Raw genomic sequence first — 21,698 nt, forward strand, 5'->3', positions numbered from 1 at the left:
AATTATTTCTCCATAATGTAATGTTTTTTCAAACGATCAGCTGTTTCTTTAGGCATATAAGTTTCATCATGTTTTGCTAAAATACGCATCCCAATAAAAAAGCCCTGTTTATCGAAATGCCCTTCTACGATCACCCCCTGACCTTCACGAAAAAGATCCGGTAAGGCACCATTGAAAACTACTTTCTCATGTTTTTTGTTATCCGTTACAAAAAAAACAACGCCTCTCTCTCCAACATATTGAACAGTTCCCTTTTCAACAAAGCCACCCAAACGCAAAGGGCGCCCCGTTAAAATATCTTCTCTTGTAATTTCAGAGGGCATTCTAAAAAAACTGACCGCATGACGCATTGCATACACTATGAGACTTGCTGCAATTGTCATAACCAAACAACATAATAATATGATCAGTAAGCGCTTTTTTTTTCGCTGCTCTAAAATAACCTTCAACGAAGTAGAACTTTTTAAAGATTGATTGTTCATAGACACTCTGCGAAAAAATTTTAAATACGTTATAATTAAGTATCAATATTTTATTTTTTAAGAGCTTTGCACATCTTCTACATAGGTGCAACTTTTTATCCAATCTCTCACCTTTGCTAATAAGCTTACCAATAGCTTTCTTACTTTTTTCACCAATTTTTATTTAATATATAACCACTTATATTGCGCTCTTTCCATTCTTCATTTCTGTTCTTTAATCGTCTCTACACATACCTTTCTCTTCTAGAATGCCCCCTCTTTTATCTTCCTAAACAGCTTTTCTCTTTTATTTTCTCATCTCAATTGACGCCTATTCCTTTTCTTTGTATGGCCCACTCGATAAATCACGTAACTGAATCATCATTTTTTCAACACGTGATCGTCCTGAAAAATTTTCAGGCATTGTGTCAAGAAAGCTTTGTAAAAATTGCACTGCCTGCACAGTTTTTCCTGCTTGATGCAATGCATCAGCCAACAATAAACGTGGATAAAAATCTGTTGGCGCTAAATCCGCTGCTTTTTGAAAAGCATTTTGTGCTTCTTGCGTTATCATGCCTCCTTCATAACCAACCAATGCTAAACCATATCCTACAAGCCTTGGAGCTGTCTCTCCATTCAAACGAAGTGCATCTAAATAAGCATTGACCGCCTCTTGAAAATGGCGCTCTTCAAGATAGCCTACCGCTAACGCATCTGCGAGCTTGCCATCACGAGGTGATCGGAAAAACAGCACTTGTAAGCGAACAAGCTTTTCTTGCTGACTCAGAATTTTAGGATCTTTATCCATTAATTCGCTAAAAAAATAGCTTTTCACTTCCGGATTACCTGTCAGCCCATAAATACTCCATGTGATGAGAAGAACAAATAAAACACTTAAGGCCTTAAGAATATTCCTTTTTTTATAATGCATATAAAGCTTGTTACACTCAATCGTATGCCTATGGCTTCTATCACCATCCATGGTTTGAACTTTTCCTTCTTTCTTTATCCTATCGTCAAAACGGAGTGAAAGAAAAAGAACACTTGCCAGAAAAGCCAGAAAAAATGCTGCAAAAATGAATAAGAGCATATCACTTTTTTCCAATACCAACAGAGAATCTCTCGCTTACCTTTTATCCTCTTCATAAGAAGAGTGATGTGAATTAATAAAAATTCATTTTTTCATGGAGAATATTATAAAATCTATTATATATATATCAATTAAACAAAGAAACTAAAAACAATGTTTCCTTACTCTTTAATGTATTGTCTGAAAATACTGCTTTACAAAATTTATAGACATTTCTTGCTTAAGGAGAAAATATGTTATTCTCCCATCTTAGGTAATAAAACTTTTGCATACAACCCACCCAAATCAGAACGTGATAAAAAGAGATTGCCTCCATATTCACTGACCATATCTGAAACAATTGCTAACCCTAAGCCTGACCCTAGTTTACTTTCATTAAAGCGCCGCCCTCTTTTTAATGCCTCATCAATTTTGTCTTCTGTTAAACCAGGACCATCATCTTCTACAAAGATACTAAAATATTCTGTTTCTTCAGCATTTTCTTCTAAACAACAAGAGATCAAAACCTTTGCGCGAGACCATTGAGTAGCATTTTCAATCAAATTTCCTATAATTTCTTCTAAATCTTCCTTCTCTCCAGAAAAAACAATATCATCAACATCCATAATAAATTGAATTTGTTTTTCAGGATTAAGCTTTTTCATAACCCGCACCAAGCGTTCAAGCACACTGCGAACAGACGTATGATAGACAACACTATCGCATTGTGCTGCAATCCGCGCACGCTGAAGATAATGATTGATTTGAGCTTGCATTATTTGCGTTTGCTCTCTCAACAAACTAGCCTTTTCTCCGCGCATCTTATCTGTCTCATTCATAATCACGGATAGAGGCGTCTTCAATGAATGCGCGAGATTACCAACCTGTGTGCGAAATCGCTCGATAATACGCTGATTATTATTAATGAGAGCATTCATCTCTTGTACAAGCGGCATCACTTCGCTTACTAAATCCGTATTCACATAATGAACTCTTCCTTCGCGAATATCATTCAATGCACGTCGAATAAGCTTTAACGGTTGAAAACTAAAAAAAATAATAGCAATATTAATAAGAACACTCCCGAGACCGAAACTCCAAAGAAAAATTTGCAAAGTTCGCTTAAATCCCTTTACCTGGGCATGAGCTTCATCGATATTCCCAACAAGCCGAAAACGTGCAATATGATTTTTATTATCAAGAACAACATCACTCTCAATCACTTGTAGCTTTTGACCATTGTTCCCCGTTATCCGATAAGAGCGAAAGAATTTATTGTCAAAAGGTATATCAACATCACTTGGTGTAAATATCTCGCCTGTTCCCAATGAAGGAGATGTCAATCTTCCTTTTAAATTATGGGATATCGAAACAACTTCCCAATACCATCCTGTTGTTGGATCAGAATAACGAATATCATCAATCCCAGCCCCTCCTATCAAGGTACCTTCCGATGACACCGTCACTGTTGCAATAAGACTGTAGAGTTGAGCAGAAAGGATACGCTCTAGGCTTTGTTCAGTTGAACGCTTATAAAATAAAATACTTACTGCAGAAATCGATAAAAGAGAAATAACAACCCATAATGTTGATAAGATCATAACACGTAAACTGAGAGATCGAGTAATTACAAAAAAGAACCTCCTATACCAATTATTCTCTTCAAAAACATTCATTAATCACCTCGCGTTCTCACGCGATATCCCATTCCTCGAATAGTTTCAATCAAATCCACTCCAAGCTTTTTCCGTAACCGACCTACAAAGACTTCCACTGTATTCGAGTCCTTATCAAAATCCTGATCATAAAGATGTTCAGTAAGCTCTGTTCTTGAAATGACCCTGTCACAATGATGCATGAGATACGAAAGCAGTCTGAATTCATAAGATGTTAGTTTAATCAATTGACCATCCACAAAAACACGAGACGTCTTTGTATCCAACAAAACATTTCCGCAACATAATGCACTCGTCGCATGTCCCGTAGTGCGACGAATTAATGCTCGCAAGCGCGCCATCACTTCCTCCAAATGAAATGGCTTCACAACATAATCGTCAGCTCCAGCATCAATACCGTGCACCTTATCAGACCAACGGTCTCGCGCTGTTAGCATTAAAACAGGCATGGAGAGCCCTTCTTGACGCCACTTTTCAACAACACTAATACCATCAATCTGCGGTAAACCTATATCAAGTATCACCGCGTCGTAAGACTCTGTGCTACCTAAAAAATAAGCCTCTTCACCATCGAAAGCACTATCGGAAACATATCCTGCACGTCTTACAGCTTCTGCTAATTGATGGTGAAGATTCCGATCATCTTCAACGATTAAGATACGCATCACAACACCATCTGCCAAAAACTAATCAGCAGGAACAAAAAACTCAACACGACGTAATTTTTCACCATTACGGGCTGGTACAACAACCACAATTGCACACATGTCCTTTCCATCCTGAACAACCGGTTTTGAACGGACGAGAACCCCGCTCTCTTGCGCAGCAGCCTTCTTACCTAATTCAGCACACCCCGAAGCTAGAACATAATCTGCTTCTAAAAAAGCTGCTATTATTACAAACAAGAATTTTTTTTTCATCATAAATATTTCAATAACCCATCTCTTCTCTTCCTTGATAAAGGATAAAAGAAATAATGGTTTTTTTTGGTCGATTAAAAAATCACAAATGGAAAAACTTTATCCTCTATCTTACAGAAGTAACATATTAACATTAATCCAAATTTTTAAAAAATCAAAAAAATATTTTTAATAATGAGAATAAAATTTATTCAATAAAATAATAAAATATTAATATACTATCTTACAAAAAATGCATAATTCTAAAACAAATTCTTTCTCTGTTATAACTATAGAAAAAAAATACTTCTACTCCATATACTTATTGTAGATTTGTTTGGTTGTATTGCTTTGCCATAGGCTCTCTTTAAATGTTTGATTTTTTTAAAAAAAAGAAAGGGCAACACCGTAAGCCATTTCATAGTCCTGCTCTCATTGAATTAGACGCACGATTAGACACAGCGCTTTATCACATTCGTTCTGCTAACAGTTTTTTCTGGAAAAAGGCAAAAATCGTCTCACAAAATTTTCATCTTCAAGGATGGAAACGTTTTATCGTTGAAGTTCTCGATGAAATACTAACATTAGGGTTGATGGGATTTACTCTTTTCACCATTTTGGGCATTTCTGTTTTTGAACTTACCAAAACAGATTGGTCTTCTCCTAAAAACTTTTCCATTCTTTTTCTCGATCTCTATGGAAATCCAATTGGACACCGTGGTGCAATGCCGGCTATTTCTGTCCCTGTTGAAGAAATGCCTGACACTGTTATTAAAGCCGTTCTTGCCACAGAAGACCGTCGTTTTTTTGATCATTGGGGCGTTGATTTTCAAGGACTTACACGGGCAATTTCACAAAATATTCAAGCTAAAGGGGTGGTGCAAGGTGGTTCAACTCTCACACAACAATTGGCTAAAAATTTATTCTTAACAAACGAGAGAACCATAACACGTAAAATCAAAGAAGCTTATCTTGCTCTTTGGCTAGAAGCAAATTTTAGCAAAAAGCAGATTTTGCAACTTTATCTTGATCGAGCCTATATGGGAGGAAACAATTTTGGTATTGCAGCCGCTGCAAAATTTTATTTTGGAAAAGATATCCGTCATGTATCTTTGAGTGAATCTGCTATGTTAGCAGGACTCTTTAAAGCTCCAACAAAATATGCCCCTCATAGTCATCTCTTTGCTGCTCAAACACGTGCCAATGTCGTCCTTTCTAATCTTGTTAATAGTGGCTTTATGACGAAAAGCCAGATTATCAATGCGCATCGCCACCCTGCTAGGGCCCTTCCCCAAATAGACAATAATCAGCCTGATTATTTTCTTGATTGGGCATTCGAGGAAGTCAAAAAAATGCGCAATCAACTTCCAAGCCATAGTTTAATTATTCAAACGACCCTTGATCCGAATATTCAAAAAGCAGCAGAAGAATCAATTGCCTATCATTTACATCAATATGGTCAACAATATCGTGTAACACAAGCAGCCACCGTTATACTCGATAATAACGGTGCGGTATGTGCAATTGTTGGAGGACTAGATTACAAAAAGAGCCAATTTAACAGAGCAACACAGGGCGGTCGACAACCTGGTTCTTCATTCAAACCTTATGTTTATGCAGCCGCAATGGAACATGGATTATCACCCTCAACAATCGTTCTAGATGCTCCCATCAATTGGGGAGGTTGGACACCCAAAAATAATTCTGGTCGTTATCTGGGAAAAATTGACTTAGCAACAGCTTTAGCCTTTTCCATTAATACAGTCCCTGTTTATCTCACCTACCAATATCTTAACCGCGATACCCAACCTATCATAGATCTCATTAAAAATATGGGGATTAACGCGCATATTTTATCACACAAAACGATGGTTCTTGGCACTTCCAACATGACCCCCATGGATCAAGCTACAGGCTTTAATGTCTTTGCCAATGGAGGAATAGCGGGTAATCGTCATGGGTTTACGCAAATCAAAACAATTGGTGGTCGTGTTGTGTGGGATTTCGAACATAACGGAAAAAAACTACACCGAGTTCTGAGTGAACAATCAGCAGCTTATATGAATCAAATGATGGTGGGTGTCACAACACGAGGATCTGGTAAGCGTGCTGCGTTGCCCATGACTCTTGTCGCTGGGAAAACTGGAACATCACAATCTTATCGTGATGCTTGGTTTGTTGGCTTTACGGGAAATTATACGGGAGCGGTATGGATGGGAAATGATAATTTTTCACCGATGAATCGTGCTTTTGGGGGTGGCGTTCCTGCCATGATATGGCATCGTATCATGCTTGCTGCGCATCAAAATATTATGCTCAAACAGCTCTATGGTGTTAAAGATTCTCTCCTTCCTTATCAGCCTCCAGTACTTTCCGCCCATGCAGATTCTGAAGTTTCCTCCCAAATACCCTCTACGCTTTCTCCTGAAACATTAAATATCGTGCGATTGATTAACAAAGATCTGAAAAAACTTCTTCAATCTCTTTGAAGATGAAAACAACTGGAGATTCAACATTTTGAATTCAAGATATTCACTGATGTTTTTTAATATCACCATTTTCTTTTTTATCTTCGCTTTTTCCATTTTATGTGGAACACTGAGTGTCGATTATGTGCTCAATTCCTTTCATCATTTTGGACACTTTACAATTGGAAAATGGAGCGCTTATCCACAAGTAGGAACCGCCAATATGGATCCTTATACCCGCGCTCGCACTGCCAAACGAGGTATTGTTTCACTCGGACGAACTGAAGGTATTCAATTCCAGATTTGGCAAGATAACCAAGGGCGTCCACTTCATCATCACTGTCATTATTTGCTCAAAGGCACCATCCCTGAAACCCGTCTTTTTACCCTTTATACAGCTGACAAATCCCTTAAACCCTATACTTCATCCAAAGAAATACCTTTTGAACTTCACACTAATAATATTATCTATGAGCATGATGGATCATTCCGCATCAATATTTCACCCACACCGCAAACCGGTAATTGGCTTGCAACAATTAGTCAAAAAGAATTCGGGCTTATTCTTACTTTATACGATACTCCAATCATCTCAGCAACGGCATTACAAAAGCTCACAATGCCCTCTATAGAACAAATTCCATCAGGACAAATAAATTGTGATTAGATTCATTTATACCGCACTTCTTGCAATCATTGGCGCTATTATCGTTCATATTTGCTTTTTATTTCTGATCCCCTATTGGGCACAAGATAATATATGGACAGCACTAAAAAAATCTGGAACCTCTTATCAATTTGTCGATTTTACTCCTGATAATCCTATTCAACAATCTGCTGATCCACTCTTTCTTCTTAAAGTCTGCAGATTTAATCTTGAAAATGGACCTGTTCATTTAAAAGCTTTGAAAACACGACAATTTTGGTCACTAGCAGCCTACACACACGACGGAATTATTTTCTATAGCCTTAATGACCGAACAGCCCCTGATGCGATACTCGATCTTATCATTGGAAAACCAATACAAATCATAGAACTCAAAAAATCAAAACCTAAAAAAAATGCCAATTCAGTTTTGGTTGCTAAAAATTTGAATGAAGGGTTTGTTATTTTACGTATTTTTGTCCCTTCTTCCCTTGCAAAAAAAGAAAGTGAAGCTTTTCTTTCATCTGCGACCTGTCGCATATTTTATGAATAAAAACGGACTAACCTCTCATTTGTACAATACCTTACTTTCTGTACAAAATACATGAAGCCTATCAAAATGGTTATCTTTTTTCTCTATTAATCAAATATTCGAATTCAGATTTATCTGATTGTAGATCCCTCAATTTTTTATTGAGGTAGAATGAAATCTCTATTGCACATAATCATATCCTATTTGAGACGCATTATCTGACAGAAAAAACTCCCCGCCATTAGAAGAGAAAAATCAAGAGTAAAGTTCTAAAAATATATGCTGCTAACAACCGTAGAACTTGTTATTTGAGTTTACTTCTTTTTATTTACAAAAATTCCCATAAAGTTCGCATCAACAACATGATAAACTATAGAAGAAATACTGATCACTTTCAATGAAGTGCTAAAATAACCGCTGGAAACTTATAAGACATTACGCATCCTTGACCTCAAAAATAAGTGCTTTATTTTTGGTTTATGAGCAGAAGCTTTTTGTAAGATAGCACTCTGAAAAAACTTCGCTTATAGTTTACAATTGAGGGGAAAAACTTCATGAAGAAGAGATATGTTCGGTTCGTTTCAAGAGCAGCAGTATGGTCCCCTCGATTTGGTGGTTTAGCCTTCTTTATTTTATTATTTTCGGTCATTTTACAACGTTTTTCCGTACTTAACGTAAGCGACTTCATAATCTTGATAGGTATCTCTACTGGCTGTATAATTATTTCTCTTTTTCTGGCTATTAAAGCACTTCATAGTTTGTGGGTCTATGGTGCTCTAGGGGGAATGAAAGCTTTAAAAGGGATCATTTATTCATTAATAACTGCGACACCATTGATGCTCTTTTTGGGACTTTGGTTTACCTTACCGGCTCTTTATGATATTTCTACCGATACACAAAACCCGCCGGCTTTTTTTCGCACAATACGTCCCAGCGATGCTTTACCGCTCAAAAGTGTTTTGACTGAACAAGCAACATTACAGATCTCACAATGGCCAGAAATGTCAGGGCGCCGTTATGATGGATCACCTGACCGTATTCGCGAATCTGTTCTCAATGTTTTAGAAGCCTATGATTGGCCTGTTGTAGCTCAAAAAAAGTTTAAAGGTGAAGAAGATGCGCTTTATATTGAAACAATGGCCAAAACTTTTTACCTTGGCTTTATTTCAGATATTGTTATTCGTTTAACGAATGAAGGGGATACAACTTTTGTTGATATGCGTTCTGCTTCTCGTTATTTGCCAAGAGATTTGGGAACCAATGCTGCTTTTATTATCGATTTTATGGATGCGCTTGATACAGAAATCGCCTCACTTCCTCTTTCTCAAGATGATGAGTAGAAACTTGTACTTACTTCCAACAGAAAAATCCCTACCAACCTGTCATTTGTTTCCACTATTATTACTTATTACTGAAAGTGCTTTTACTCTTTCAAGACAAAGCTTTTAAACGAAAATATTTCAATCCTAAGTTATTTCATAACAAAAATATTGTTTTGTATCTCATTTGATGTTTTTCTTTAAAAGATTTTAAGTATTAATATATATTAATTATTAATATACTATTTATTAAACAATAAAAATGATTTATTTTATTAAAAAGTAAATTTATAATATTTGATAAAAAACAACAAATTAACTAATAGGTAAGTATTGTAAAAAATTTTAATTGTTTATTTTTCTTACTTCTAAGCGGGGAAAACATGCGGAGCTTATTAAGTTAGGAAAATAGAAATGTCTAAAAAATCCCTTTTATCCTGCACAACTGCTGCAGCAATTTTGCTGTTTTGCACCCCTCACAACCTACAAGCTGCTGAAAAGTTTAAAGCTGGTAAAGGAGAAAAGAAAACGGCTACAACAGGAGCAACCTATGAAAACCTTCAAGCATTAGATAGCGGCAAAATCTATGGCACTAATTTAGCAATCATCGGAAATAAAGACACAAATAACTCCACTAATCCCACAATGAAATTTGCTGTATCCGCTGAAAAGAAAGGTAGTTATATTGAGTTATGGAACACAACCATTAAAGGAACTGATTTTGATATTTTCCGCGGACTTGAAGCAAAAAATGATGCTGCAATTAAAATGACTGGAGGGTCCATTACAGCTCAAGCATTTGCTGTCTCTTTTTTCAACAGCAGACCTGATTATGGTAACGAAAACATGCTAGAAAATGTAACTTCTTCAGCTAGCAAAGCTTTAGAGGTAAGAAAAAATGCTAACGTAACTGTATCAGGGGGATCCTTTAATGGACAAGTGAGTGCTAATGGTGGTGGCTCTATTACTCTAACAGACGATGTTAAAATAACCTCTAATAAATATGGATTCTTTGTAGAAGATCCAGAATCATGGGTCCAGATGATAGGAGGAGAAGTCACTGGAAAAGGAATTGCAATAGTAGCACAAAACAATACGCGAATCACGCTCAGAGATGTTATTATAAAAGCGGGTGGCAGCGGAACCCGTGTAAATGCCCTTTATAGCACAATTACTGTGTCTGGAAATACAGAGATTAAAGATGCTTCTATCGGGCTCGAAGCAACAGGCAGTAACGAAACAGGCAGAGGCGAAATCAGGGTATATGGATCAAAAGATACGCCCATCAAAATCACCGCAAAAGAAATCGGATTGAATGCAGTACGCTCTGGGCATATCATTGTCACGGATGTTCTTATCAAAACAGATGGCAACGGAATGGGCGCAAAAGCTATAGACCAAAACAGCATGATTGAATTGAATGGAAATACAGAGATTAAAGATGTTGCATTTGGACTTGTAACAGAAGGTAGTGGTGAAATCAAAGTAACCGGATCAAAAGATAGTCCTATCAAAATAACCGGGAAAGAAGCTACTATGGTAGCAGCAACGTGGGGACGTATTACTGTCACAAATGCTCTCCTTAAAACAGATGGCAACGGATTGGCGCAAGTGCTAATTCCCAAAATAGTATGATCAATTTGCAAAATACAACGATTGAAGATGTTTTAATCGGGATCGAAGCAAATGATGGTGCTATAATCAAGTTAAATGAAGGAGTCATTACCACAATAGGAACTGGTGCTTCTTTTAACAACAGCAAAAGTAACGAAAACAAATTGGAAAATCTAATAATAAAAAGCCATAACTACGAAACCGTGACGGGAATAGGAGTAAATACTTCTGAAAGTAAAGTTACTTTAAAAAACGTAACTGTTAAAAACACAAGAAATGGTATAAATGCAGATAATCATTCTGAAATAACAATATCGGGAGGAACCTTTGATACTGAAATAATTAGCAAAAAAGCTCAAAATGATAGTACCATTACTTTAGACGTCAATGTTACAGTAATATCTTATGGTGATGGGCTCTATGCAGACGGAATAAACTCTAAAATTGCAATGATAGAAGGAAATGTAAAAGCAGGAGGAGCCGCATTTGTCATAAAGGATGGCGAGCAGATTAACGGAACAAAGATTACTGCAAAAGCAGAAAACAATGGCATAAGGTTCGATAAATCTCAAAAAGATAAAATCTCACAGATCAATTTGATGCATACAACACTACAAGTTGAAAATGGTGTTGGGATCAGTGTACAGCAATCAACAGGAAAAGTTAATTTCAAAACCTCAAAAATCCTTTCTGATACGTTACTTACAAACACAATGAATGAAACACAACCCGATGGAGCGTTCTCACTGGTTGCCGATGACACGACTTTACAAGGCAGAGTAAACAATGACAAAAATGGTAGAACAACTTTCGATCTAAAAAATGGCACAACATGGTTCCTAAAAACAAGCACACAAGAAAAAGACCATGGCGGAAATCTTCTTGATATCACTCAAAGATCACGTTCTGATGTTTCTGTACTCAATCTCAATGACAGCAAAATTGTTTTTGAAAAACCAATAGAAAACCATTACCACACATTACATATCGGTTCTGGTAAAAAAGATACTCCAGAAGTCTATAACGCTTCTGGAAACGCAGAAATTCACTTTAACATGGCATGGAGCGATGGGGTTGCAGTAGATGATCAAAAAACCGATCGAGTTCTCATTCATGGCGATGCATCAGGTACAACAACAGTTTATATCAAGAGTGATGTAGGGAGTAAAAACAGTGTAGAAAACGCTGTATCTCCCTCGAATGCAGGCGGTATTTCCCTTATCCAAGTCTCTGAAAAAGCGATGGAAGACTCCTTCAAATTAGCCAATGGTTATATCACAAGAGATGGTTTGCCTTATAAATACACACTAACTGCTTATGGACCAGAATCAAGCCATGGCACAGCCAATATTGAGCAAAACCTCTTTGATGAAAAAAATGAAAACTTCTGGGATTTCCGCTTGCATAAAGCATTTCTTAACTCCGGTGGTAGCAATGGCGGTTCTGGCAGCGGCGGCGGTTCCGGTGGCTCTGTCCCTGGTCCACATGTGGAAGCTGTCGTACCGCAAGTGGCAAGCTATATCGTGATGCCTAACGCTCTCTTCTACGCTGGTTTTACCGATATTACTAAGCAAAGCAAATTGTTAGCTGATATCCGTACAACAAAAAATTATTCTTTCTTCTTTTCACCCTATGGTAGCACTGCTACCTTAACCTCTGAGCGTGGTCCCTTCAAATATGGCTATGGCGCTGATATTCGCTATGCTGCCGTACAAGCAGGTGGTGCATTAGCTGCAATGGAAAGCCAAAAATCACCATGCATTTTGGACTTATGGGAACCTATGGGCAACTCTCTTTCACACCTAAGGATATGGAGGGTGCAGACAAAAGCACACTCAATAAATGGGCGGTTACAGCTTATGGCAGCATACAACACAACAATGGCTTATATGTCGATGTCCTAGCTTCCTATAGCATGATCGATGGAAATATCACTACGGCTGACATCGAGAATGCCGCAAACTTGAAGGGTGCAAAAACCTTGAGCGCTTCGGCTACCATTGGAAAAGAATTTGCTACAGGAATGGCAGGGATAGAGTTTGAGCCATAAGCACAAATTGTTTATCAACAATTGTCGTTTGACACCATGAAAGATGCTGATAATCTAGAAATTGATATGAAAAATCCTTCCCAATAGTTGGTTCGGATTGGCGGACGTTTAACTAAAACTGTTTCTGCCGAAAGCGATCATCCCTTTTCTTTTTATGGAAAAGTGAACTTTCTTAAAACCTTTAGTGATGATGGGAAAATACAGATTGGTAGGGAATTTGACCTTGATCCTGCCGGAACTACTATTGAAGGCGGTTTGGGCATCAATGCACAACTCTCCCACAATATCGCACTTCATGGTGATGTTAGTTACCAACAAAAGCTGCAAAAAACGGGTATAACAGGAGCGAGCTTTTCTGGTGGAATACGTTATCAGTTCTAAGAAAAGGCTGTAAAGTGAGCATTATTTTCCCATTTGCTTGCATAAAAAGGCTGCACAACTCCATACTGTGTTGCCTTTTTGATTTGCACAAACCTACCTTGGAATACCGGTTATTCTTTTCTTTATAACATACCTACGACACTTCTTGCTGAAAGCAATCCTTTGGATAAAGTTTTGTAACCAAAGCGCTTGCCTATCTGCCAGCTCCTCCTTCTGGCAATACGACTGCAAGAATAGAAGGTGAAAAACTCATTAGCGCTACCCTTCAATCTCTCCAAGATAAATTAAGAGCGCTAAAAGCACAAGCGGACCGCGTCGAGCGCAGCGGTGCAACACAACATGCGCAATTAGATAGGTTGGAAGATGATCGTCAATTAAGCCAAGGAAAATTAAAAGCTGCAAAAAGCCTGATGGAAACAAAAGTCATTAGCCAAGCCGTTTACTTAGAGCGTTTACATGACTTTAAAAATGTCGAGCATGAAATTTTAACCAATCAAAGACATTTGGAAGAAAATGCCGCCGAAATAAATACCCTCCGCCAACAACGGAAAAGTCTCATTTCCGATGAAATCGCCCGCTATCGGCAACTTTCGCGTGAAACAGAACTGAATCTTCAAGGATTAAAAGCAAAGCTTGATAGCACTCAATACCATCTTGACCACTTATCACTTTATGCACCTGTTGATGGACGTATCGATGATTTAAGTACCCATACTTTGGGTGGCTTTGTAGAGGCTGGTAAAACTCTCATGCGCATTGTCCCTGGTGCGGGCGGTCTCATTATTGAAGCATTTTTTGATAATCGAGATATTGGTTTTTTTAGAAAAGGGCCAACGTGCTTACATCAAGTTTTCTGCCTTTCCGCCTGAACGTTTCGGTGTTATCCACGGCTCAGTCGTTAATGTAGGCGCTACAGCACGCTATAATAAAGAAATTAATGGTGTCTACGCTGTTTTAATCAAAATTGACCAAGATCATATCACTTTGAATAACAAACAATTTAAATTTATCCCTGGCATGACTGTAACAACGGATGTCATTACCTCAAAACGGCGTCTCATTTCTTATTTCTTTGAACCTATCACCAAAATTTTAGAACAGTCCCTAAAGGAAAGATAATGTCTGTAAATGAAAATCCATCACCATCACTCATAGATCCTCTTACGGCTTTGGGTGCCATGGTTGTTTTAATGCTTACATCTCCCTTATACCGCCGCTGGCGAATTTGGGATATAGACCGAAACTTAGGTCCAGCTTTACAGACTGGGCAATACAAGCTCTATAAAAATGAACGTGGAGAATTTTGCGCCTTTATCATGCGCCTTTATCACTTGGGCTTTTTTAGATGAGAAAAATCATCAATCTATGCTTGAAAAGGGAGAATTTTTACCCGATGCCAATTGGCAAAATGGAAAATACGTATGGTTTATTGATTGTGTAGCACCTTATGGCCATACTGCTCATATTGTACGTGATATGCAACGAAATATATTTCCTGATCAGCGTTATTGTTATGCTGTACGACGTAATGAAGATGGTGGAATACGAAAAATTGCACGCTGGTGTTGCTATAGAGCTCAAAATCCAGCCAAATAGTTTTTCTAAAGCAAGTGCGCACAAACCATTTAAGCCCCACTCTTATAAAGAAAAATCCCTAAAATAACTATTTTGACTATAGTTATAGTAAGAGCCACTCCGCTACAGACGCGTATTTCCCCTCTGACCAACCCGATATGAATGGCTAAAGATAATATAAGAGGTTTAATCCACTCTCAAGTCTATGATTTCTCAAGTTTATGATTGATTCATTTCACTAAAATTGGCTGGGGTACCTGGATTCGAACCAGGGAATGCCGGTACCAAAAACCGGTGCCTTACCGCTTGGCTATACCCCAAAAAAACACGCTTTATAGCGACTCCTGCACCTTATAGCGATTCCTGTGATTGGACGCAATATCTGAAAATCAAAGACCTTACTTTTTTATCATAAAATTTCTGAGTCTTGTATGGCATTGCCATCGATACAAATTCGTAGCAGAAACGATATACAATTGTGATTTTAACATAAGTAGCAACCATTTATCCACCAATTATTTCGCTCTTTGTATTGATGTCTTAGGAACAGAACATGAAAATCTTTCAGTTTACTCATGTATCTAATAAATTTGCATATGATTTAATTTTCTTGATATATTAAAATCTCATCTTGCTCAATTTAAGAAAAAAGCTGTCACCACATTGGCAACCGGTAAGTGTATGATAGTGCTGCTGTGCTCTTGCATTAAGCATAAAGATGGTAATGTCCACTAATTTTTACATTATATTATTCATGGGTAGCACCATAAAATAAAATCAAGCACATTGAAAAATATTTCCTAAAAAATAACACTTAATATTCTGTTGAAAACATTATGATACACCAATAAACTGGAAAAGTTTTGCAAAAATTAAAAACATTTTATATGGTATTTGAAAAAATAGATATACAAAAACAAGGAATAATAGCTATTTCCATTTACTTTTTATTCAAAAGATAATGATATTCATTACCCGCTCATAGATGTAAAAAATCTTCAGAAGCAATCTTTATGTAGACCAATACCCTTTTTGATTGATGAATATACATTTCCTAAAAGCTTCTTTTACAAAAAGAGAGACATTAAAACTATTTCATACAAACTAGGTATTCAACATTTGCTTTTAAATTCGGTAAATGGCAAATTAGGCTTATGAAATAAGCTTAACAATTAGAATCGAGGAGATTTTTAAATGGCTTTTGAATTGCCCCCGTTGCCTTATGATTACGATGCCCTTTCGCCTTATATGTCACGCGAAACGCTTGAATATCATCATGATAAGCATCACCTTGCTTATCTTACCAACACCAATAATTTTGTGAAAGAGTTAGGCTTAGAAAATGAAAGCCTTGAAGATATTGTTAAAAAAAGTTTTGGAAAAAATATTGGTTTGTTTAATAATGCAGCGCAGTATTACAATCATAACCACTTTTGGCTTTGGATGAAAAAAAATGGTGGTGGCCAAAAACTTCCTGAAAAGTTAGCAAAAGCTATTGACGCTGATCTAGGTGGTTATGACAAATTCCGCGCTGATTTTATTGCTGCTGCTAGTGCCCAATTTGGTTCTGGATGGACGTGGGTTGCTGTTAAAGATGGCAAGCTTGAAATTATGAAAACCCCTAATGGTGAAAATCCCTTAGTGCACAATGCTCGCCCTATTTTGGGTGTCGATGTGTGGGAACATTCCTATTACATTGATTATCGCAATGCTCGACCGAAGTACCTCGAATCCTTTGTAGACCATTTAATTAATTGGGACTATGTTTTAGAACTTTATGAAGAATGTGAATTTTAAACTATCTAGATAACTTTTTAGTGTATGAAAGTCTCTATAATCCAATAAATTATCGGAGACTTTCATACAGAAGTATTATGGATTAGCAAAAGTCTTTTCCTGCTATCTTTAGAATATATGCATAGATATAGGCAACTTCTTCTAGCTTTGAAAAACGTCCAGCTGCACCAGCGTGCCCTGAATCCATATTAATACGTAATAAAACTGCATTATCGTCTGTTTTTAGGTCTCGTAATTTTGCCACCCATTTTGCAGGCTCCCAGTAAGTTACACGAGGATCTGTTAATCCTGCCATCACAAGTATAGGGGGATAGTTTTGAGCTTTGACATTATCGTAAGGAGAATAGGAAGCAATAAGCTTATAATCTTCTTCTGATTCAAGAGGGTTCCCCCATTCGCCCCATTCTGGAGGTGTGAGTGGCAATGAAGCATCTAACATTGTCGCTAAGACATCAACAAAAGGCACATTCGCGACGATCCCAGCAAAATCCTGGGGAGCTATATTGGCAATGGCTCCCATCAACATCCCCCCTGCTGAACCACCATGGGCAATCAGCCGGTCGTGAGAAGTGAATTTATTGTTTACAAGGTAACGCCCACAAGCAATAAAATCTGTAAATGTATTGTGCTTAAAGAGATGTTTTCCTTTCTCATACCACTCTACTCCCTTTTCTTTTCCTCCGCGAATATGAGCAATAGCGTAAATAAAACCTCTGTTTACTAGAGAAAGTACATTACTATTGAAACTGGCAGGAATAGAAATCCCATAAGCACCATAACCGTAAAGCAGACAAGGCGCACCACCATCAAGGGGAGTGTTTTTGTGGTAAAAAAGTGAAATAGGAATCTTCTCACCATCGTCTGCTATTGCTATAATCCGTCGTGTTACATATGCATCTTTATTATGCCCAGAGGGAATTATTTGCGTTTTTAAAAGCATTCGTTTACGACTTTTCATCTCATAATCAAACACTTGATCAGGTGTTGTCATAGACGAATAGGAAAAACGAATAGTTGGACTGTTATATTCTGCAACTCCTTGCAGACCTAAAGAATAAGCCTCTTCAGTAAAAGCGATGGAATTAACTTGTTTAGTGGTACGTTCCATTACTTTTATACGTGGAAGCCCCTCAAAACGTTCGATCCAGACAAGAAAATCTTGATAAGCATCATGGGATAATATTAGGCACCCAAGCTGATGTGGGACAAACTCAGACCAATTTTCTGATTGTGGAGATGTATATGGCGCTACCATAATTTTGAAATCTTTTGCATTATCTAAATTGGTTAGAATATAAAAGACATCACCACCCTCTGTAAGTGAATATTCAATACCTTGTTGTCGTTTCCGTACACATTGGGGAACAGTAAAAGGCGCCTCAGCAGGAATTAGCCAGATCTCGGATGTTTCATGATCATGAATATTAATATAAATAACATCATTAAGCTTAGAACCGCTTACATCTAAGAAAAAACCTGGATTGTCTTCACGAAAAATAAGCTTATCTTGTGATTGATCTGTGTTTAATTGGTGATAATAGAGCTCTGAAGGTCGGTGGTTTTTATCCATCTTAGTATAGAAAAAACCTTCAGACCTAGCATCCCATACAATTTGACCAGATGTATCAGTAATTGTGTCCGTACAGTCAGACAATGTCTCAAAATTACGAATTTTAGCTGTATAGAATTCTGATCCTTTGTCATCATAGGTCCATACCACATGTGTATGGTCAGGAGATTCTTGAACTGAACCAAATTTAAAATATTCTTTGCCTTCTGCCAAGACATCACCATTAAGGTACACGTTTTTTTCTCCGCCATTCCTTGGTGTCCGAAAATAATGTGGCTGTTGGCCTCCGGTAACATAAGAGAATCCGTAAGCAAAAGGACCATGTTTTATAGGAACAGAACTATCATTCTCTTGGATCCTGTTTTTCATTTCTGTAAAAAGCAAATCTCGTAATGGTTTTGTATCAGCCATTTGAGCTGATTGATAAGCATTTTCTTTTTCAAGATGCTGTCGAATATTGGGGTCAAGACAGTTAGGATCTTTAAAAACATCTTGCCAGTTAGACGCACGTAGCCAATGATAGGGATCATCACGAAAAATACCATGATATATTTCCTTATGAGTGATTCTAGATGCTTTGGGAGGAATTGCAAAAGTGCGAGTCATACACAATCCTATATTAAAATATGTTAATAGCTTCGTTTATATGTTAGAATCACAATGATTGATGAAAGTGTAAAAATCTATAAGTTCTATTCACTTGCAAAAATAGCACCATGATAATTTTTAAAACTAATACCTTTCTGTTCATTACATATCACAGCTATTGTTTTCTAGGGATATAATACCACTTTTATAATGAAAGTGACGGGTAAAACAATTAAACTATTAGAAAAAGAATTGATTTTTTTTGAAACAGTATAATCGCATAATTTTACAGAAAGGAATAAATATATCTAAAATATTATTATTACTGTATAAAAAATAAAAATGTTCCATCTCCTTTTAACGAATAGTTTTATATTATAAACAATACTATTATGTCATATTTATAATATAGTATGTTTTTATTATTAAATTTTATAAATATAAATAATAAAAATAAATTTAAAACTTATTAAACATAAACTTACTAAACTATAAGTATTCAAAACAAAATATAATAATTTATATATTATATTTTTATAATTAGTAATTTTATTTTTACGTTCTCAAAAAAATAAATAAATTTTATCATATATTTTTTTATATTTGTGATGTATTATATATTATGTATGATATGTTATAGGGTAAAAATATATTTTATCATGTAATAATTTCGTTTTTCTTATTGTATATTATGACAAAAAATGGGTATTTATTTGATTTTTTTGTGTTTTGGCAATTTTATAGAATAATTGAATTGACAAAAAAGATTTTTGTACAATATGAAACTCATGTGCATGAGATCTTTATATCATGAGTATATGCACTATATCTCGATTTTGAATTACTCAATTTTAAATTAAAGGAAACAAGAATGGAACATCGTGCAGTCTTAGAGACTGAAAGCAATTTAGTTATTACATTGGTTGCTGATATTGTTGCTGCCTACGTGAGTAATAATTCTATTCGACCGACTGAAGTGCCAAGTTTAATTGCTGATGTCCATGCTGCTTTTCGTAAAGCAGGGAATCTAGAGTTAACAGAAGTCGAAGTTGAAAAACAAAGGCCTGCCGTTAATCCGAAGCGTTCAGTATTTCCTGATTATCTCATTTGCCTTGAAGATGGAAAGAAGTTTAAATCTCTAAAGCGTCATCTCATGACACATTATGGAATGTTGCCAGAGGAATATCGTGAAAAATGGCAGTTAGATAGTTCTTATCCTATGGTAGCGCCTAATTATGCAAAAACACGATCGGCTTTGGCCAAAGAAATGGGGCTTGGACGCAAAAGCAAACGGAAAAAAACTAAATAATCTTATTTTGCGAAAAAATGGTTTCATGTATAAAGTTTATTTTAGTATACATGTTTTGTGTGAAGCTTTTGTATATATAGCAATTTCTACCAAAGGTATTACATATAGCTTTCGTTACGAATCCGTTTAATCATTGATTTCAGACCATTTGATCGTTGTGGTGTAAGATTTTCATTTAAACCAAGTTTTTCAAAGAGCTCTTGAGCATCAGAATTGCGAATTTCAGAAGCTTTTTTGCCTGAATAAAAAGCAAGAAGTATATAAATGAGTCCACGCACAATATGAGCATCGGAATCACCTTGAAACGTCAATATTGGATCTTCTGAGTTATTACGTGAAGATAAAAGCCACACTTGGCTAACACAACCAGGAACTTTGTGAGCATCGTTTCGAGCGCTTTCCGGAAAAGGTGGCAATTCATAGCCAAGCTCGATGACATAACGATAACGATCTTCCCAATTATCCAAAAGCGAAAAGTTATCTATAATATTACCGATTGTGTCCGCCATTATTTTAGTCCTGTTTCGTTTGAATAATCATTCTTGAATACACTTATAAAAAATAAATATTTATTCTTCCTAACATAAATAACACAAAGAACGTTAAAAATCCTTATTTCAAGATAACATTGCATGGTTTTGTAAGAACTCTTGTATTTCGATTTTGTAAGAAACATTAGGGAAAGTCTCTGATATTATTTTTGTTTCCTAATATGTTCCCTAAATATTCATAAGCAGCTCTTGCACCGTAATATGCGCGCTCGCCAAGTGAACTTAAAAAGGATTTTCCTACTTTGCAGGTTTTTATATTACGGTCACAAAATGCGCCTAAGTCATTTAAGGCTTCCTTAAAAGCAACAATCACATCGCTCGTTGTTGTCTCATTATTTTGGGGGATAGAAGAATGATTACTGCTTGGATCTGCTACAAAAAATGAAACAATGACAAAAATAAAAAATAAAAAAAATGATAATTTGATTAAAAAACGTATCATGGATAATCAATGTACCGCAGTGGTAAATACAATAAAAGAAGCATTTTATCCACCGTTGCTTTATAAACAATTTATAAAATGTACTTTTTATAAAATTGAGTATTCATGTATTGGATCTATATCATTGGCTTTTTTATAAATATGGCACAATTCCGCTGTATAAAATGGGATACATTGTCTATTCAGTAAAAAATTAACATCAAAATTATACACTTACAAGCTGGTCATGTTAATAAACATACTATGATAAAAAATGAGAGAGATAATCATGTTGTGTACATAATTATTTTAAATAATAATCCACCATCTTAGCTTAGTTGAAAAGGCTAACAAGAGTAAACTCTGTTATTCTGATTCTAGTGTCGATAAAATATTTATATTATCTATAAAATTTTTACTGGAATGTTATAAAAATAGTCAACATGTCGATAAAAACATCAAAAAAATAACTGCATCTCTTATGATTACATCTCAAACCAGTTTTTTTCTATAACATTGTAAACATCAATTTAATTGATACTTATGAAAATTATTTAATAGAAGGAATTTATACAAAAATATAATAATATTGATAGATAATTATTCTTACCAAACCGTTTATGGATAAGTAACCATCTATATGTAAATTATAAAGAATAGATAATGATTGTCATCTTTTTAGTGTTATAGGCAAATATTTTCAATTTTAGTTTAAATAATAGCCAAACATATGCCCCAAAATGAAGAATAACGTGGCATTATTGTTTAGATA

The 21,698-nt window shown here is 36.0% G+C and carries 17 protein-coding genes, 1 tRNA gene and 3 pseudogenes; 12 read left to right on the forward strand and 9 right to left on the reverse strand.

Translation table 11 applies throughout. The annotated features are described in order from the left end of the window. Positions 1-2: 2 nt before the first annotated feature. The 5 genes from ccmE to ACFINA_RS02050 form a co-directional block, all read right to left on the reverse strand. Positions 3-482: a cytochrome c maturation protein CcmE gene (gene ccmE / locus ACFINA_RS02030; RefSeq protein ID WP_375606368.1), complete on the reverse strand. Its 480-nt coding sequence runs from the start codon at positions 480-482 to the stop codon at positions 3-5. Between the two features lie 310 nt (positions 483-792). Beyond that, entirely contained in the window at positions 793-1,551 is a 759-nt protein-coding gene (locus ACFINA_RS02035; RefSeq protein WP_375614979.1) for a tetratricopeptide repeat protein, read from the reverse strand. A 236-nt stretch (positions 1,552-1,787) separates the two neighbouring features. Beyond that, the gene (locus ACFINA_RS02040; RefSeq protein WP_375606370.1) at positions 1,788-3,206 is read right to left on the reverse strand and encodes an ATP-binding protein; all 1,419 of its coding nucleotides are present in this window, start codon (positions 3,204-3,206) and stop codon (positions 1,788-1,790) included. Then, entirely contained in the window at positions 3,206-3,871 is a 666-nt protein-coding gene (locus ACFINA_RS02045; RefSeq protein WP_375606371.1) for a response regulator transcription factor, read from the reverse strand. The genes ACFINA_RS02040 and ACFINA_RS02045 overlap by 1 nt, the downstream gene beginning before the upstream one ends. 21 nt (positions 3,872-3,892) lie before the next feature. Then, on the reverse strand, positions 3,893-4,129 hold the full coding sequence (locus ACFINA_RS02050) for a hypothetical protein (RefSeq protein WP_375606372.1): 237 nt from the start codon (positions 4,127-4,129) through the stop codon (positions 3,893-3,895). Positions 4,130-4,476: 347 nt separating this feature from the next. Between ACFINA_RS02050 and ACFINA_RS02055 the strand changes: the two are divergent. The 10 genes and pseudogenes from ACFINA_RS02055 to ACFINA_RS02105 all read left to right on the forward strand — a co-directional run bounded on the left by ACFINA_RS02055 (position 4,477) and on the right by ACFINA_RS02105 (position 14,711). Beyond that, a pseudogene (locus ACFINA_RS02055) lies at positions 4,477-6,626 on the forward strand (transglycosylase domain-containing protein). 17 nt (positions 6,627-6,643) lie between these two features. Next, positions 6,644-7,240, forward strand: coding sequence for a DUF1214 domain-containing protein (locus ACFINA_RS02060; protein WP_375614415.1), 597 nt, complete (start codon positions 6,644-6,646; stop codon positions 7,238-7,240). Further along, positions 7,233-7,772 (forward strand): hypothetical protein, encoded by a 540-nt coding sequence (locus ACFINA_RS02065; protein WP_375614980.1) that lies wholly within the window; start codon positions 7,233-7,235, stop codon positions 7,770-7,772. Before ACFINA_RS02060 ends, ACFINA_RS02065 begins: the two co-directional genes overlap by 8 nt. A gap of 533 nt (positions 7,773-8,305) precedes the next feature. After that, positions 8,306-9,091 (forward strand): DUF1499 domain-containing protein, encoded by a 786-nt coding sequence (locus ACFINA_RS02070; protein WP_375614981.1) that lies wholly within the window; start codon positions 8,306-8,308, stop codon positions 9,089-9,091. Positions 9,092-9,484: 393 nt separating this feature from the next. Then, positions 9,485-10,705: a hypothetical protein gene (locus tag ACFINA_RS02075; RefSeq protein WP_375614982.1), complete on the forward strand. Its 1,221-nt coding sequence runs from the start codon at positions 9,485-9,487 to the stop codon at positions 10,703-10,705. A gap of 242 nt (positions 10,706-10,947) precedes the next feature. Beyond that, positions 10,948-13,115: pseudogene (locus tag ACFINA_RS02080) on the forward strand (autotransporter outer membrane beta-barrel domain-containing protein); the annotation flags it as partial. Between the two features lie 356 nt (positions 13,116-13,471). Then, entirely contained in the window at positions 13,472-13,984 is a 513-nt protein-coding gene (locus tag ACFINA_RS02090) for an HlyD family efflux transporter periplasmic adaptor subunit (protein ID WP_375614984.1), read from the forward strand. Next, a complete protein-coding gene (locus ACFINA_RS02095; protein WP_375614985.1) occupies positions 13,926-14,234 on the forward strand; it encodes a hypothetical protein in 309 nt (102 codons plus the stop codon). The genes ACFINA_RS02090 and ACFINA_RS02095 overlap by 59 nt, the downstream gene beginning before the upstream one ends. After that, entirely contained in the window at positions 14,234-14,464 is a 231-nt protein-coding gene (locus ACFINA_RS02100) for a toxin-activating lysine-acyltransferase (protein WP_375606383.1), read from the forward strand. Before ACFINA_RS02095 ends, ACFINA_RS02100 begins: the two co-directional genes overlap by 1 nt. 16 nt (positions 14,465-14,480) lie before the next feature. Then, complete coding sequence (locus tag ACFINA_RS02105; protein WP_375606384.1) at positions 14,481-14,711, forward strand: toxin-activating lysine-acyltransferase; 231 nt, start codon at positions 14,481-14,483, stop codon at positions 14,709-14,711. Positions 14,712-14,935: 224 nt separating this feature from the next. Here the strand turns inward: ACFINA_RS02105 and ACFINA_RS02110 are convergent. After that, a tRNA-Gln gene (locus ACFINA_RS02110) sits at positions 14,936-15,010 on the reverse strand. Positions 15,011-15,884: 874 nt separating this feature from the next. Between ACFINA_RS02110 and ACFINA_RS02115 the strand changes: the two genes are divergently transcribed. Then, entirely contained in the window at positions 15,885-16,487 is a 603-nt protein-coding gene (locus ACFINA_RS02115) for a superoxide dismutase (protein ID WP_375606385.1), read from the forward strand. Between the two features lie 82 nt (positions 16,488-16,569). Here the strand turns inward: ACFINA_RS02115 and ACFINA_RS02120 are convergent, their stop codons facing one another. Next, on the reverse strand, positions 16,570-18,663 hold the full coding sequence (locus ACFINA_RS02120; RefSeq protein WP_375614986.1) for a S9 family peptidase: 2,094 nt from the start codon (positions 18,661-18,663) through the stop codon (positions 16,570-16,572). A gap of 853 nt (positions 18,664-19,516) precedes the next feature. On the opposite strand from ACFINA_RS02120, the gene ACFINA_RS02125 reads away from it, so the two are divergent. After that, positions 19,517-19,954, forward strand: coding sequence for a MucR family transcriptional regulator (locus ACFINA_RS02125; RefSeq protein WP_012754848.1), 438 nt, complete (start codon positions 19,517-19,519; stop codon positions 19,952-19,954). Between the two features lie 98 nt (positions 19,955-20,052). Here the strand turns inward: ACFINA_RS02125 and ACFINA_RS02130 are convergent, their stop codons facing one another. Both ACFINA_RS02130 and ACFINA_RS02135 read right to left on the reverse strand, forming a co-directional pair. Continuing rightward, positions 20,053-20,463, reverse strand: coding sequence for a SufE family protein (locus tag ACFINA_RS02130; protein WP_375606387.1), 411 nt, complete (start codon positions 20,461-20,463; stop codon positions 20,053-20,055). Between the two features lie 108 nt (positions 20,464-20,571). After that, positions 20,572-20,947 (reverse strand): annotated as a pseudogene (locus ACFINA_RS02135) (DUF5330 domain-containing protein). Positions 20,948-21,698: the final 751 nt, after the last annotated feature.

The sequence above is a fragment of the Bartonella sp. AC10YNML genome, assembly GCF_042196825.1.
GTDB lineage: Bacteria > Pseudomonadota > Alphaproteobacteria > Rhizobiales > Rhizobiaceae > Bartonella.

Coding starts and splice junctions, on each gene's coding strand:
- ccmE (WP_375606368.1), bottom strand. CDS start 482: ATGAACAATCAATCTTTAAAAAGTTCTACTTCGTTGAAGGTTATTTTA.
- ACFINA_RS02035 (WP_375614979.1), bottom strand. CDS start 1,551: ATGCTCTTATTCATTTTTGCAGCATTTTTTCTGGCTTTTCTGGCAAGT.
- ACFINA_RS02040 (WP_375606370.1), bottom strand. CDS start 3,206: ATGAATGTTTTTGAAGAGAATAATTGGTATAGGAGGTTCTTTTTTGTA.
- ACFINA_RS02045 (WP_375606371.1), bottom strand. CDS start 3,871: ATGCGTATCTTAATCGTTGAAGATGATCGGAATCTTCACCATCAATTA.
- ACFINA_RS02050 (WP_375606372.1), bottom strand. CDS start 4,129: ATGATGAAAAAAAAATTCTTGTTTGTAATAATAGCAGCTTTTTTAGAA.
- ACFINA_RS02060 (WP_375614415.1), top strand. CDS start 6,644: ATGTTTTTTAATATCACCATTTTCTTTTTTATCTTCGCTTTTTCCATT.
- ACFINA_RS02070 (WP_375614981.1), top strand. CDS start 8,306: ATGAAGAAGAGATATGTTCGGTTCGTTTCAAGAGCAGCAGTATGGTCC.
- ACFINA_RS02075 (WP_375614982.1), top strand. CDS start 9,485: ATGTCTAAAAAATCCCTTTTATCCTGCACAACTGCTGCAGCAATTTTG.
- ACFINA_RS02100 (WP_375606383.1), top strand. CDS start 14,234: ATGTCTGTAAATGAAAATCCATCACCATCACTCATAGATCCTCTTACG.
- ACFINA_RS02105 (WP_375606384.1), top strand. CDS start 14,481: ATGCTTGAAAAGGGAGAATTTTTACCCGATGCCAATTGGCAAAATGGA.
- ACFINA_RS02115 (WP_375606385.1), top strand. CDS start 15,885: ATGGCTTTTGAATTGCCCCCGTTGCCTTATGATTACGATGCCCTTTCG.
- ACFINA_RS02120 (WP_375614986.1), bottom strand. CDS start 18,663: ATGACTCGCACTTTTGCAATTCCTCCCAAAGCATCTAGAATCACTCAT.
- ACFINA_RS02125 (WP_012754848.1), top strand. CDS start 19,517: ATGGAACATCGTGCAGTCTTAGAGACTGAAAGCAATTTAGTTATTACA.
- ACFINA_RS02130 (WP_375606387.1), bottom strand. CDS start 20,463: ATGGCGGACACAATCGGTAATATTATAGATAACTTTTCGCTTTTGGAT.